The organism is Bacillus sp. NMCN1 (assembly GCF_002998085.1).
GTDB lineage: Bacteria > Bacillota > Bacilli > Bacillales > Bacillaceae > Bacillus.
In genome coordinates this window covers 42,950-55,608 of record NZ_PVQL01000003.1, presented here as the reverse complement: position 1 = coordinate 55,608, position 12,659 = coordinate 42,950, and the positions used below count along the sequence as shown (strand labels likewise).

General features: G+C 43.0%; 17 protein-coding genes, 1 pseudogene and 1 riboswitch. Of the genes and pseudogenes, 5 read left to right on the top strand and 13 right to left on the bottom strand.

Annotated features, from left to right (window positions below; translation table 11 throughout):
• Positions 1–4 precede the first annotated feature (4 nt).
• From C6W21_RS15030 to C6W21_RS15010, 5 genes are all read right to left on the bottom strand, one after another.
• Positions 5–832, bottom strand: a complete 828-nt coding sequence (locus C6W21_RS15030) for an aldo/keto reductase (protein WP_106056640.1) — start codon at positions 830–832, stop codon at positions 5–7.
• 81 nt (positions 833–913) lie between these two features.
• Entirely contained in the window at positions 914–1,330 is a 417-nt protein-coding gene (locus tag C6W21_RS15025) for a DUF5301 domain-containing protein (protein WP_106056638.1), read from the bottom strand.
• A 29-nt stretch (positions 1,331–1,359) separates the two neighbouring features.
• On the bottom strand, positions 1,360–1,821 hold the full coding sequence (locus tag C6W21_RS15020) for a 2-thiouracil desulfurase family protein (RefSeq protein WP_106056636.1): 462 nt from the start codon (positions 1,819–1,821) through the stop codon (positions 1,360–1,362).
• Entirely contained in the window at positions 1,818–2,063 is a 246-nt protein-coding gene (locus C6W21_RS15015) for a hypothetical protein (RefSeq protein ID WP_106051040.1), read from the bottom strand. The genes C6W21_RS15020 and C6W21_RS15015 overlap by 4 nt, the downstream gene beginning before the upstream one ends.
• 111 nt (positions 2,064–2,174) lie before the next feature.
• Entirely contained in the window at positions 2,175–2,633 is a 459-nt protein-coding gene (locus tag C6W21_RS15010; RefSeq protein ID WP_106051039.1) for a MarR family transcriptional regulator, read from the bottom strand.
• A 216-nt stretch (positions 2,634–2,849) separates the two neighbouring features.
• Here C6W21_RS15010 and C6W21_RS15005 point away from each other — a divergent pair, with 216 nt between their 5' ends.
• Entirely contained in the window at positions 2,850–3,617 is a 768-nt protein-coding gene (locus tag C6W21_RS15005) for a GNAT family N-acetyltransferase (protein WP_106056757.1), read from the top strand.
• Positions 3,618–3,729: 112 nt separating this feature from the next.
• Here the strand turns inward: C6W21_RS15005 and C6W21_RS15000 are convergent, their stop codons facing one another.
• Complete coding sequence (locus C6W21_RS15000) at positions 3,730–4,902, bottom strand: MFS transporter (RefSeq protein ID WP_106051038.1); 1,173 nt, start codon at positions 4,900–4,902, stop codon at positions 3,730–3,732.
• 77 nt (positions 4,903–4,979) lie between these two features.
• Positions 4,980–5,079: riboswitch (purine riboswitch) on the bottom strand.
• A gap of 396 nt (positions 5,080–5,475) precedes the next feature.
• Between C6W21_RS15000 and proS the strand changes: the two genes are divergently transcribed.
• Positions 5,476–6,909, top strand: coding sequence for a proline--tRNA ligase (gene proS / locus C6W21_RS14995; RefSeq protein ID WP_106056635.1), 1,434 nt, complete (start codon positions 5,476–5,478; stop codon positions 6,907–6,909).
• 143 nt (positions 6,910–7,052) lie between these two features.
• Positions 7,053–7,229: a hypothetical protein gene (locus tag C6W21_RS19085; RefSeq protein WP_003216908.1), complete on the top strand. Its 177-nt coding sequence runs from the start codon at positions 7,053–7,055 to the stop codon at positions 7,227–7,229.
• A gap of 35 nt (positions 7,230–7,264) precedes the next feature.
• Here C6W21_RS19085 and C6W21_RS14990 read toward each other — a convergent pair whose 3' ends face one another.
• From C6W21_RS14990 to C6W21_RS14960, 7 genes are all read right to left on the bottom strand, one after another.
• Entirely contained in the window at positions 7,265–8,041 is a 777-nt protein-coding gene (locus C6W21_RS14990) for a sulfite exporter TauE/SafE family protein (RefSeq protein ID WP_066031393.1), read from the bottom strand.
• A gap of 58 nt (positions 8,042–8,099) precedes the next feature.
• Positions 8,100–8,330, bottom strand: coding sequence for a sulfurtransferase TusA family protein (locus C6W21_RS14985; protein ID WP_012008770.1), 231 nt, complete (start codon positions 8,328–8,330; stop codon positions 8,100–8,102).
• Positions 8,331–8,363: 33 nt separating this feature from the next.
• Complete coding sequence (locus C6W21_RS14980) at positions 8,364–9,491, bottom strand: MBL fold metallo-hydrolase (RefSeq protein ID WP_106056633.1); 1,128 nt, start codon at positions 9,489–9,491, stop codon at positions 8,364–8,366.
• 14 nt (positions 9,492–9,505) lie between these two features.
• Positions 9,506–10,066, bottom strand: a complete 561-nt coding sequence (locus C6W21_RS14975) for a sulfurtransferase TusA family protein (protein WP_106056631.1) — start codon at positions 10,064–10,066, stop codon at positions 9,506–9,508.
• Positions 10,067–10,120: 54 nt separating this feature from the next.
• Positions 10,121–10,474, bottom strand: coding sequence for a rhodanese-like domain-containing protein (locus C6W21_RS14970; protein WP_106051032.1), 354 nt, complete (start codon positions 10,472–10,474; stop codon positions 10,121–10,123).
• Positions 10,475–10,488: 14 nt separating this feature from the next.
• Positions 10,489–10,971 carry a DsrE/DsrF/DrsH-like family protein gene (locus C6W21_RS14965; RefSeq protein ID WP_106051031.1) on the bottom strand — a complete coding sequence of 161 codons (483 nt, stop codon included), beginning with the start codon at positions 10,969–10,971 and terminating at the stop codon, positions 10,489–10,491.
• Positions 10,972–11,094: 123 nt separating this feature from the next.
• The gene (locus C6W21_RS14960) at positions 11,095–11,355 is read right to left on the bottom strand and encodes a metal-sensitive transcriptional regulator (RefSeq protein ID WP_003217059.1); all 261 of its coding nucleotides are present in this window, start codon (positions 11,353–11,355) and stop codon (positions 11,095–11,097) included.
• A 172-nt stretch (positions 11,356–11,527) separates the two neighbouring features.
• Here C6W21_RS14960 and C6W21_RS14955 point away from each other — a divergent pair, with 172 nt between their 5' ends.
• Entirely contained in the window at positions 11,528–12,034 is a 507-nt protein-coding gene (locus C6W21_RS14955; RefSeq protein ID WP_106056629.1) for a hypothetical protein, read from the top strand.
• Between the two features lie 64 nt (positions 12,035–12,098).
• Positions 12,099–12,590 (top strand): annotated as a pseudogene (locus C6W21_RS19285) (thioredoxin domain-containing protein); the annotation flags it as partial.
• Between the last annotated feature and the right edge of the window lie 69 nt (positions 12,591–12,659).

Sequence of the window (12,659 nt, the reverse complement as noted above, 5' to 3'; positions counted from 1 at the left end):
TCGATTAAAAATCAAAGTTATCTGGATCTGGACCTGTGCGCTCATCTTCATTAAGCTGATCGATGACGCCCATCTCATGTGCGGACAGCTCGAAATCGAAGACTTGTGTGTTTTCGATGATTCGGCTCTTCGTCACAGATTTTGGAATGGTGATAATACCATGCTGCAAGTCCCAGCGAAGAATGACTTGTGCCACGGATTTGTCATGTTTTTTCGCAATATCCTGAAGAACAGGATGGTTCAGAAGCTTCCCGCTGCCTAATGGTGACCACGCTTCTACATGAATCCCTTTCTCCTTGCAGTAGTCTCGTAAAGGCTCCTGCGTCAGCTTTGGATGCAGCTCGATTTGATTGACCATTGGCACAACTTCTGCCTCTTCTAATAAATCATCTAGGTGGTGCTGATGGAAGTTACACACACCGATGGCTCGAACGCGTCCATCCTTATACAGCTTCTCTAGTGCTTTCCATGTTTCTTTATATTTGCCTTCAACTGGCCAATGAATTAAATAAAGGTCTAAAACATCTAGCCCAAGCTTGTTCATACTTGTTTCAAAGGCTTCAAGTGTTGCTTCATAGCCTTGATCACGATTCCAGACCTTTGTCGTAATGAACAGATCATCGCGAGAGATGCCTGATTGCTTAATGGCTTTGCCTACCCCTTCTTCATTTTGATAGGCCGCTGCTGTATCGATGCTGCGGTAGCCCGCTTCAAGAGCGTCTTTGACTGCATTTACAGCCTCATCCCCATCTTTTACCTGCCATACACCAAAGCCTAGCTTCGGCATTTTTACTCCGTTTGCTAATGTGACTGTATCTGTTAATCCACTCATCAAACAAACCTCCGCTTCATTTTTGCTTACCAAGCACTATACCCGAATTTTCTATTGATCATGCATGAATTTTCACTGGTGTTATTTGATATATTGTCCTATATCGACTTGATTGGCATCAACGATTTGGTATTCGCTAGTTTGATCTTTCTTTTTAGAAAAATCATATGTCTCCAAAAATGCCTGATCATAGAAAGTCAGACCGTATGTTTCCTTCTTATTCTCATACACCCTGATCCAATAAGAATCTTTTGAGGCTTTTTTAGCTTCATTGGTTTTCTTTAATTTCACATCTGAAAGTTCCTTCAACAGCTTTTGAATCTCTTCTTTTTTATCCAAAACAGCACGTTCATGATCATCCTCAATTTGAATCGAAGTCACCTTATTCGGATCAATCAAGACCACATCATCAAAAGAGTATGTTTTGGCATTGATCATAAAATAAAGACCAATTCCTAATAAAATCATAACCACTAAACCAATCATCCACTTTTTCAACCTAGCTCCTCCTTCTATTCACGCCACACCTATTGAAACAACGAAGTCCAATCATCCTTCTCAGAGAACACTTGAATCCCGTGCTGTTTCAGCAAGGCGGACGTCACACCATCACCAGCTTTCGTCTTACCGTTAAACTCCCCCTGGTAAATCATCCGGCTCCCGCAAGAAGGGCTGTACTCTTTTAACACAACCGCTGTTGCTTTCAGAGACTGAACCTGTTCCAGCGTGGCTTTTGCACCTTTTACATACATGTCTGTGACATCAGTTCCATGCACATCGACAACAGAAGCCTGCCCCCGTAATACATCATGTCCATCTCCGCCAATAATTTCTGCAGGAGGTCTTGGCGTAGAAAAGCCGCCAAGCAGTTCAGGACAAACCGTAACAGCCTTTCCTTCCTGCACAAGCTCTTCGATTCGCTGATCTAATCGATGGCTGCCATTATACCGGACCTTCAACCCAGCAAGACAAGCGCTTACCACAATCACGTTTGTTCCTCATTTTTATGGATTGAGCATTTTTTACTGACTTTAAAATAAATACATACAGGCAGATAGAAGATCGTGTAACCTAAAAAGGGCAGGGCACAATACAAAGCGGCCGCCCAAACAGGTTCTTCAACTCCTGTAATGCCAAAATAGTAAACAAATAATAGCAAGCTGACAAACAGTCCCACGAACGGCATGATGGTTGCTGACTTTTTAAAATTTTCCAACATTTCTTTCTCCAATGAAGCTCCCTCCTTTTGAGCATGATCACGAATAACGTCAATATATGTTAATTTTACCATATAAAAAACCGAAATCATCTCATTTTCTATGATGGTTTCGGTTTTTTTAATCTATATCTTTTCTTTCCAAGCCTTCAAAAAGCGCTCAATCACTTGTAATTCATCTTCATGAAACTGCTGGAGAAGTTCTAAATAGGACGCGACGGCTTTTTCATGCAGTTCATCATGCAGAGCTGCCAATTGCGTGCCTTTCTCTGTCAATGAATAGTAGACGGACTTCTTATCCCCTTGCCGATGACAATAGTCCACCATGCCTTTATCAATTAGTTTTTTCACAGCCTTTGTAATAGCGGGCTTTGATAGTTTCAGTTGTTGAGAAAGAAATGTATTATTTGATTCGTTTGGATTGGCTTGAATCATTGATAAAATGTGAAGCTGTGTGAGTGTCCAATCTTGCTTGAGTGTATCAGTCGTGGTAATCAGTGGATCTGTTGGATCATTCCGTCTCTTTTCCCTATGCATAATCAAATCTTGAATCGCTTTTAATACAATCTGCTCTTTTGTCTCCATCTGAACCTCCACTCTTAACTGATTAATAAAATGGTACTAATAATTAAAAGAGGAGTCAAAAGAAATGGCAGTGTGAGAAAAAGAACAGGCCATCAGACCTGAAAATTGTGTATGCACTTTTCTACTAGTTGACCCATCATGTCACAGCTCCTCTTTCTTTTATTTGCTATAATTCATGGAGGATGTCATCCAATTTTTGATGAAAAAGGTGAGCTAATGAAAACCGAACAACAAATGGCCATTCGCCAGCTAGAAGAAAAGATACACCTGTTTTCTTCAGCTGTGAACGGAACCTTCCTCACATTTGACGATTTTGTTCTATCTAATACTCACATATCGACAGACACATTCAATTTGCTATTACCGACATCAGCCCAAATCAAAGATCCGCAAAAAGTGAAAACAACCATCGAACTCTTGCAGTCACAGAAGCTATTATTCAGCACATGGGTGGATCACCGCTTGCTTCATCCTGATTGGACTGATTTACTAAAGGAATATCAGCTTGAAGAGGTTGAACGCAATACCATCATGATGCTTGAGCAGACAGAAGACATTGATCCATTCACGCCTTCATCGCTCACGATCAAAGAAGTACTCGATGATCAGACACTGCATGATTACAAAAATATCTTTATCGAGCTATTCAAAGAGTCACCGGAGGCCATCGCTTTAGAGGACTATTTCCAGCGTTTTTCGCTTGAAGCTTTACACTCACGCGCTCGCATGTTCGTCGGATATGCAGACCACAAACCGGTTACAACAGGCTTATTACTCGAAGCAAACGACAGCTACGGTATTTATGATGTCATCACAAGGGCAGAGCACCGCGGAAAGGGACTTGGCAGTGACATGTTTCATTACCTTCTGACCCAGACAGAAAACAAACAAAAGTGTGCCCTGTTACAAGCATCGGCTGACGGCAAAAATATTTACCAACGTGCCGGCTTTCAACCAATCGGTGAAATGGTCGTTTTTGAATAGAAAGGCTCTTTTCATGTGAAGTTAAAAAAAACATAAAAAAGCTGCCTATCATTAGGCAGCTACAGATTGTTGACAAAGGGCTAAAATGAACTTGATTTTAGCTCTTTGTCTTCTATTCAGCACGATGCTGACGATCCATATAAAGTGGCGGTCTCTTCAACGAAATCACCGCACAGCTAAAGGCAATCAGCACAAAAACTGCACCGAACTTCGCCAGATCAACAGATGAACCGGTCATCGTAAACAGGACACCGCCAACCGCTGAGCCAATCGAGATACCAATTTGCAAGGCCGATGTATTTAAGCTTTGCTGAATATCAGACGTCACAGGATCTGTTTGAATTAAATAGCTCTGCAAAGCCGGCGTCAATGCCCAGCTGAGCGCTCCCCATAAGACAACCATGACCATAAAGAGGGCAAACACACCCGCTGTATAAGGAATGATAAACATCACAACCGCAAACGCGATTGTCACCAGCAAAATGGCTTTCCCTGAACCCAGCTTGTCACTAAGCCAGCCGCCAAACCCATTCCCGCCTATAGATGCAAGCCCGAAGACCAAATAACAAATGCTAATCCAGAACGGGGTCATATGCAGAACTTCCATCAAAAATGGAGTGAAATAAGAATAAAGCATATAATGACCTGCAAGCATAAACAAACTGATCAAGTGTGCACTAAAAATTTTCGGATGCCCTAAAGAACGAATTTGCTCTCTAAGAGGTGTGACTTTTTCAACAGGCATTTTCTCCAATAGAAAATAGATCAGCACCATCGATATGGCTGATAAAATACTGATTCCTAAAAACATCACTCTCCAGCCAAAGCTCTCTGTAATAAAAATACCGATCGGTACACCGAGAACAAGTGAAGAACTAATCCCAATAAAAATCAGCCCTAATGCCTTCGCACGATGCGCTGGTTCCACCAATTTAGCAGTGATCGTCAGTGATAACACCACCACAAGCGCTGTACTCATCGCGATCAATACCCTAGAGATCATGACAAGGGCAAAGGTTGAACTAAAATATGTGAACACATTTCCTAATGTAAACACCAATAACGCGATTAAATAAAGACGCTTTCGTTCGATTTTAGCTGTGGCAGTCAGCAGCACGGGTGCCGAAATGGCATACACAATGGCAAATACGGTGATAAGCTGCCCAGCAGTCGCAAGAGATACATTCAAATCCTCTGCAAGGCTTGGCAAAATACCCCCAACCACAAGCTCAACTAATCCAACCGCAAAAGTAGAAACGGCTAATAAATATACTCTCCAGTTCATGTCTAACATCCCTTCTATATATCATCGCTTTCACTTTTGATACAGGGTGAAGACAAACAAAAAAACCCTGATTACAAAAAAGGAAAGCGCGCTTTTGTAATCAGGATTTATCGGATCCTGGTAGAAACCCTCAAACCATATTATTGAGGTTATACAAGTCTATTTTTTCTTCAAATATAGTAGCATATGCTTACATAACTGGCAAGCTGTAAAAATAGGAAATGACTGCAAATTCACGATCAAATAAAAACACTCAGAACAGCATGAAAAGAAACCCTGGAACAACTTGCTTTCTCCAGCAATTACAGGTAAACTGATGAAAAATCAACGAACATTGATCAACGTAGATCTGGAATAGTAGCTTGAATTGACCTTTAACAGAGAGGGAACGGTGCTGAGAAGTTCCTACTGACATCTTCAAGTGAACCTGCCGATTTAGTTCTGTTTCATACAGCGGTTCATACCGTTATCATGATCGAGTGTAAAGCTGTGCTTTAAATTAGGGTGGTACCACCAGGAATGGTCCCTAACTTAAAGCACAGCTTTTTTGTTTTTTAAAAGGAGGAACATGCAATGTCAAAGAAACAATTTGTTGAGAACATTACAAGCATGGAAGACGACTTCGCCCAGTGGTATACAGATGTTGTCACAAAGGCACGCCTCGTCGATTATTCAAGCGTCAGAGGCAGTATGATCATTCAGCCATACGGCTTTAAAATTTGGGAGAATATACGGGACGAACTGGACCGTCAAATCAAAGAAACGGGTCATGAGAATGTGTATATGCCGCTCTTTATCCCAGAGAGCCTGCTGCAGCAGGAAAAAGATCACATCGAAGGCTTTGCCCCTGAAGTAGCGTGGGTCACACACGGCGGTGAATCCGAATTACAGGAAAGGCTCTGCGTCAGACCAACCTCTGAGGTGCTGTTCGCTGAGCATTATAAAAACATCATTCACTCCTACCGCGATTTACCGAAGCTGTATAATCAATGGGCGAATGTCGTCCGCTGGGAAAAGACAACACGTCCCTTCCTTAGAACCCTTGAATTCCTATGGCAGGAAGGACACACATGCCATGAGACTGAGCAAGAAGCGATTGAGGAGACAGAAAGAATGCTTCACATCTACGCTTCTCTTTGCGAAGAGCTCCTTGCCATTCCTGTCATTAAAGGGAGAAAAACAGAGAAGGAAAAATTCGCCGGTGCCCGCTTCACCTATACAGTCGAAAGCTTGATGCATGATGGAAAAGCGCTGCAAACGGCCACTTCTCACTTCTTCGGGAACGGATTTGCCAAAGCATTTGGCATCGAATTCTTAAACCGCGAAGGAAAGCTAGAGCATGTCCAGCAAACCTCTTGGGGCTTCACAACAAGAATCATCGGTGCCATGATCATGGTGCACGGCGATGACAGAGGGCTTGTCCTTCCGCCAAACATTGCGCCAACCCAAGTGCGGATCGTGCCAATCGCCTCTCATAAAGAAGGTGTGCTGGACCATGCCTACGAATTGAAAGATCGACTCACCCGCATCGCACGTGCTGACATTGATGCAAGCGATAAACAGCCAGGCTGGAAATTCAACGAGTGTGAAATGCAGGGCATTCCTCTACGTGTAGAAGTGGGCCCAAAGGACATCGAAAAAGGACAGGTGATGCTCGCAAGACGAGACACTGGTGAAAAGCAAGCTGTCACAATAGATGCACTTGAACAAACCATCACATCCACGCTTGAAGATATTCAGCGGACGATGTACGAAAAAGCGAAAGAACGATTACATGAAAAAACATCAGAAGCACACACCATCGAAGACATTGAGCACATTCTTTCAGAAGAAAACCGATTAATTAAAGCCATGTGGTGCGGTGACGAAGATTGCGAAAACGACATCAAAGAGAGAACAGGGGCGACCTCACGCTGTATCCCATTTGAACAGGAATCCGTTTCAGACACATGTGTCTGCTGCGGAAAGCCTGCATCTGATATGGTCTTCTGGGCAAAAGCTTATTGAGAATCGAAACGAAAGAGAAGCATCCTTTACGATGCTTTTTTTTTGTTAAAAAGACCCAAACACCCATTGACCTCACCTGCACGATCCCCTATAATTCATATTAATATAATCGGTTTTTAAGACTTTAACTGGAGTGGTGATATATGAAGCGCTGGCCCTCACTGTTTGCCGAACGCTGCCCTAAATGTAAAACAGCATTAGAAGTCTCTAAGTCCAATGCCCTGCAAGGCAAAGTCGTGAAAACGTGCCCCAACCTTCATTATCAAAAAGAGTTTCACCCAGCCCTTGAAACATATATCGAGCACGATGACGTCAAATAAAAAAGACCAACACGTTTGCTTTGTTGGTCTTTTCTTTATAATAAATCAAGCCAAATTTTGACCGCTGTCGCCGTAATCATCACAGCTAGTGCCCATTGTAAGTAGACGGCATTGATTTTCTGACCGACCTTAGCACCAATCGGAGCGGCTATTAAACTTGCCAGCATCAGCACAACCGCAGGAAGAAGCATGACTTGACCCGTCAATACCTTTCCAGTCGATGCACCGATCGCAGATAGAAACGTAATCGCAAGTGAGGACGCAATCGTCATCCGGACAGGAATTTTTAAAATAGACAGCATCACCGGTACCAATATAAATGCTCCACCCGCGCCTAGCACCCCGGAAACACTGCCAATTACAAAGGCAATACCTGCCGCAAGCCCTTTATGAAAAGTGACTTCTCCCTCTGAGTCTGCACGCTGTCCCTTTTTTGGAATCAGCATGAGGATCACAGCCACTACCGCGAGCAATCCATAGACGAGATTCATCCCACTCTCTGGCATAAAGTGAGATACATAACTGCCTAATAAGCTGCCCGCCAATATACTGCTCCCCATATATAAAATCAACGACCGATGTAAATACCCGCTTTTTCGGTAGGCCAATACCCCACCCAGCGTCGAAAAAAGCACTTGAATGGCGCCAATCCCTGATACCTCGTGTGCTGATAGTGCCATCACACCGACCAGTGGCGGGATATAAAGCAGCATGGGGTAGTTGATCACAGATCCCCCGATTCCCACCATTCCTGATAAGAAGGAACCAATACATCCGATGATAAAAAGTGTAATCAAAAACGCAAAATCCACGCTGGTCTCCTCCTTTGCAAAAGGAAAAGGGGATCTTCAGCAGATACCCCTACATCCTTTAGGACCCTTTTCTCACCCAGAACTTCAGCACATGTCCTTCTTCCGTCTGCGTGATCAATTCATGTCCGCTTGACTTCGCCCATGCTGCTAAGTCAGCTTTAGCTCCTTTATCTGTTGCATGTATTTCTAAAACTTGACCTTCCGCCAAGTCGTTCATTTTTTTCTTTGTTCGAATAATCGGCATTGGGCATGCAAGCCCTGTGACGTCTAACATTTGATCTGATGTCATTTCGTTGTTCCTCTCCTCTTATTTTATTGGACATTACCGAATCGCACAACGGTTTGGACCAATTTCCATTTCACGCTGCGCTTCATCGTCTGGGCTCAGCTTCCCCATATTGGTTTGACGAATGTCTTGATAGGCGTTTGGTTGTGCAGGTAGGTTCTTCGTGACCATTTCTCTAAATACGGCTTCATCATCAATATTCAGTCCATGATTTTCTTCAAATAGAACGCCTAGCTCCTTCCAAACGCTTCCGTCTTCATTAACTTCATCCATGATCATGAAATGCGCTGGCAACACAATCAATTCTTTTGAAAGTGCGCCATATCGGTCATATAGGGTTTCTCTCAAATCACCTACCCAGTCCTCCGCCATTCCATCGAGGTCGGGTCTTCCAATCGAATCCACGAACAAAATATCACCTGAAAGAAGATATTGATCATCCACGATAAAAGATGTTGACCCAATCGTATGCCCCGGTGAGTAAAGGGGATGAATATCAATGGTAGCCGCTCCTATCGCGATGCGCTCTCCTTCTTCAAGACGGTTATATTCAAAGATCACTTCTTCTGCATCTTTTGGCGGCAGCCAGTAGCTAGCACCCGTCTGTTCAGCCAGTTTCTTCCCGCCAGAAATATGATCTGCATGAAGATGAGTGTCCAACACTTGCGTTATAGAGACATGATGCTTTTTAGCAAAACGCATATAGACATCCGTCATTCTAGCTGCATCTACAATTGCGGCTTCTCCATTCGACATGATCATATAAGACAGGCATCCCTTGCCCATCCGTACAAATTGATAGAGCTCTCCACCGCCGGTTAAATCCCCGATCTTCACTGGCTCTAGATGCTCGCTCCACGCCTTCATACCGCCTTCTAAATAATGGACCGTTCTGCCCGCCTCTGACAGCATCTCCGCGACCATGATAGAGGAGCCTTCCTTGGCACAAACCACCAATACTTCACGATCAAGAGGAATGTCATGCAGAATGCCCTCTACTCCTTCAAGGAGATCAAAATAAGGCACATTCATATGAACGATTGCTTCCCCTTCGATCTTCCAGTCCTGTACATCCGCTTGATTTCGCACATCTAGTAAAAAGAGCGGTTCCTTGTTCACAATCTTTTTTGTTAACTGCTCTGCGTTCATCACTTTTACCGTCATGTTCCATTCAGCTCCTATTTTTCAATCGCTCCTGTCCAGCTATTCATGCCTGGCACAATATTCGTCAATTGATGAAATCCTTTTTCTTTTAACTTTTGCGCAGCTAATTCACTTCTTCTGCCGGAATGACAGATAAGGTAAATGTCCGTCTCCCGGCTCAATTCCTCCGCACGTTGTTCAACCTCACCAAGAGGAATGTGAACAGCTCCTGGAATATGACCCGCCTCGTATTCATCCAGCTCTCGTACATCTAAAATAAACAAAAATGGATCTTCTTTTACCTTCTGTTGAAAAGTCTCCAAAGACATTTCCGAAATCATGGACTCTCCTTCTTTCCCTTGTGCTCCGCCCTTACGTATCAAATGATGGAGCACCTGGCCTTCTACTTTTGTTCCTAAAAATTCGTGGCCGGCACTTTTTGACCAAGCCGCTAGATCCGCTGCTGACCCTTTATCGGTGGCTTGCACTTCAAGCACATCACCTGGCAAAAGCTCATTCATTTGTTTTTTCGTTTTTACAATTGGCATTGGGCATGCCAATCCTTTTGCATCTAAAATGACAGTTGGTTGCTGCATGTCTTGCCCTCCTTTATATAGGGGTGGGGGTATATTTTTATGCGCACTTAACACTTAATGCCAAGCATTCATGCCACCCTTGATGTTCGTAATTTGAGTAAATCCTTGCTTCTTCAATATTTTCGCCGCCTGCATACTTCTCATCCCGCTTTGACATATCACATAGATTTCTTTATTTTTCTCAAGCTGAGAAGCTCGATTCTTCAAATGAGACAACGGGATGTTTTGAAAGCCTTTGATATGATTTGTTTGAAATTCACTGGGAGAGCGCACATCAATGAGCTGTTGACCTTTGCTTTTCAGTTTCTTTTTCATATGAGCTGCATCCATTTGCTCTACACCTCGAACCGGCAGAAAGCGGCTCACGATTAATCCAATTACGATGATGAGTAAAATCGTCTGCACCATCCTGCTTCACCTCCCTAGATAAATAAGTTCACATTCCCGATTTCAGCCTCTGCTAAATATGCCGCTACACCAGCATATTGAATATCATCTAATAATTCTTTCTCCTGTAATCCTAAAAGGTCCATTGTCATTGTACATGCCACAAGATTGATATCCTGTTCCTTCGCCATATCAATGAGCTGCGGCAAGGTCATGGCGTTATGCTTTTTAATCACGTGCTTGATCATTTTCGGCCCCATTCCTGCAAAATTCATCTTTGACAGCCCCATTCGATCAGCCCCGCGCGGCATCATTTTGCCAAACATTTTTTCTAAAAATCCCTTATTCATTGGCACCATCTCATCCTTACGCAAGGCATTCAGCCCCCAAAACGTATGAAAAATCGTCACCTCATGATCATAGGCTGCTGCACCATTGGCAATAATGTAAGCTGCCATCGCTTTATCATAATCTCCACTAAATAACACAATCGTCGTGCGTTTTTTCTGTTCTTCCATTCTGCTCCTCCTTCAACAATTACCTATGGGGGTATATAGAAAATAAAAATATATACATATACCGGTAAGGGTATATTACATCAAGTAAAAAAATCCGTCAACCTCCAAAGGCTGAGGAATTTCTTACCGGCTTTTCACCAATAGCTCAACTGCCTCTTTCACAAGACCTTCCGTATCCTTGCCTTGTTCAAGACTTTCACGAACACATTGCTCAAGGTTTGTACTCACAATCACACCCATTGCCCGATCAATGGCATTACGTGATGCAGACAGCTGTGTGACCACCTCGCGGCAATCCTTGCCCTGCTCCATCATCGCAAGAACCCCTTTAATCTGCCCTTCAATCCGGCGAAGACGGTTCTTCATCTGTTGATTATATTCCATGTATAAGCACTCCTTTCTATTCTTTCTATGACAGATAGTATACCCTAAGAGGTATTTAGTCAAACGACTTGCCCTTCTTTTTATAGGGAAAGAATTGCACATTGCACCATTTATTGATAAAAAGAAAATAATCAAAGAACGAGAAATGATTTGAAAGAAAAGGAGACAGCATATGACCTTACATCACTATATAGGAGCCAATAAAGAACTGCCTCTTGGTATCTTTGGTCAAAAGCCTACTTATAAACCGTTCTCTGAACTCAATATCAGAACATTTGATAGAAAACAAAAAAAGCCCAAAACCTATCAAAAAGAAGAGCCCTTGATAGAAGTATTCGAAACAGAAGAGGACTTCGCTGGCATTCACATTACTTATGTAGATCCGGTCTATGAAGCAATAAGAGATAAATTCACCCATCCTTTTGTTTATGAATTAGACATCATTCATTCTCTTCGTCCTCTTTTCCTTTTCATTGAAACAGAGCTGTCAAAAGGAGAAACCATTGAAATCTACTCTTGTGTAGACGGCCTGGAAACGAAAGAAAAAGACGATCAATTAGATGTAGAAATTGACCTAAGCAAAAAACGATTTGGGAAACATATCGATTTTAAAGAGATCGATGAACTGATTGATATGTTTGAATTAGAACACTTACAATATGTGCTGGTGAAGAAGTAAAGATGATAAATTCCTTCCAAATGAGGGATCTTATAAAAAATAAAAACAAAAAAGCAGGTGACCCATGCCAAACAACCAAACACCCAACCAACTCATCAACGAAAAATCACCATACCTCCTTCAGCACGCCCACAACCCAGTTCACTGGTTCCCGTGGGGGCAAGAAGCCTTCGACAAAGCCAAGCGTGAAAATAAACCGGTGCTTGTCAGCATTGGTTATGCCACTTGTCACTGGTGCCATGTCATGGCACACGAAAGCTTCGAAGATCAGCAAGTCGCTGACATCTTAAATGAGCATTTCATTTCTATTAAAGTCGATCGTGAGGAGCGCCCAGACATTGACTCTATGTATATGTCTGTTTGTCAGATGATGACGGGGCAAGGCGGCTGGCCGTTGAACGTATTTGTCACGCCTGATCAAAAGCCTTTTTATGCGGGGACTTATTTTCCAAAGAGAAGTGCTTACGGACGTCCTGGTTTCATTGAAGCACTGACACAATTGCTGGATGCGTACCACAACGACCGAGATCATATCGAATCATTAGCAGAGAAGGCGACGAATAATCTGCGGATCAAAGCAGCAGGGCAGACAGAAAATACGTTGTCTCAAGAGGCGATCCACAAA

Coding starts and splice junctions, on each gene's coding strand:
- C6W21_RS15030 (WP_106056640.1), bottom strand. CDS start 832: ATGAGTGGATTAACAGATACAGTCACATTAGCAAACGGAGTAAAAATG.
- C6W21_RS15010 (WP_106051039.1), bottom strand. CDS start 2,633: ATGGAGACAAAAGAGCAGATTGTATTAAAAGCGATTCAAGATTTGATT.
- C6W21_RS15005 (WP_106056757.1), top strand. CDS start 2,850: ATGAAAACCGAACAACAAATGGCCATTCGCCAGCTAGAAGAAAAGATA.
- C6W21_RS15000 (WP_106051038.1), bottom strand. CDS start 4,902: ATGAACTGGAGAGTATATTTATTAGCCGTTTCTACTTTTGCGGTTGGA.
- proS (WP_106056635.1), top strand. CDS start 5,476: ATGTCAAAGAAACAATTTGTTGAGAACATTACAAGCATGGAAGACGAC.
- C6W21_RS19085 (WP_003216908.1), top strand. CDS start 7,053: ATGAAGCGCTGGCCCTCACTGTTTGCCGAACGCTGCCCTAAATGTAAA.
- C6W21_RS14985 (WP_012008770.1), bottom strand. CDS start 8,330: ATGACATCAGATCAAATGTTAGACGTCACAGGGCTTGCATGCCCAATG.
- C6W21_RS14980 (WP_106056633.1), bottom strand. CDS start 9,491: ATGACGGTAAAAGTGATGAACGCAGAGCAGTTAACAAAAAAGATTGTG.
- C6W21_RS14975 (WP_106056631.1), bottom strand. CDS start 10,066: ATGCAGCAACCAACTGTCATTTTAGATGCAAAAGGATTGGCATGCCCA.
- C6W21_RS14970 (WP_106051032.1), bottom strand. CDS start 10,474: ATGGTGCAGACGATTTTACTCATCATCGTAATTGGATTAATCGTGAGC.
- C6W21_RS14965 (WP_106051031.1), bottom strand. CDS start 10,971: ATGGAAGAACAGAAAAAACGCACGACGATTGTGTTATTTAGTGGAGAT.
- C6W21_RS14960 (WP_003217059.1), bottom strand. CDS start 11,355: ATGGAATATAATCAACAGATGAAGAACCGTCTTCGCCGGATTGAAGGG.
- C6W21_RS14955 (WP_106056629.1), top strand. CDS start 11,528: ATGACCTTACATCACTATATAGGAGCCAATAAAGAACTGCCTCTTGGT.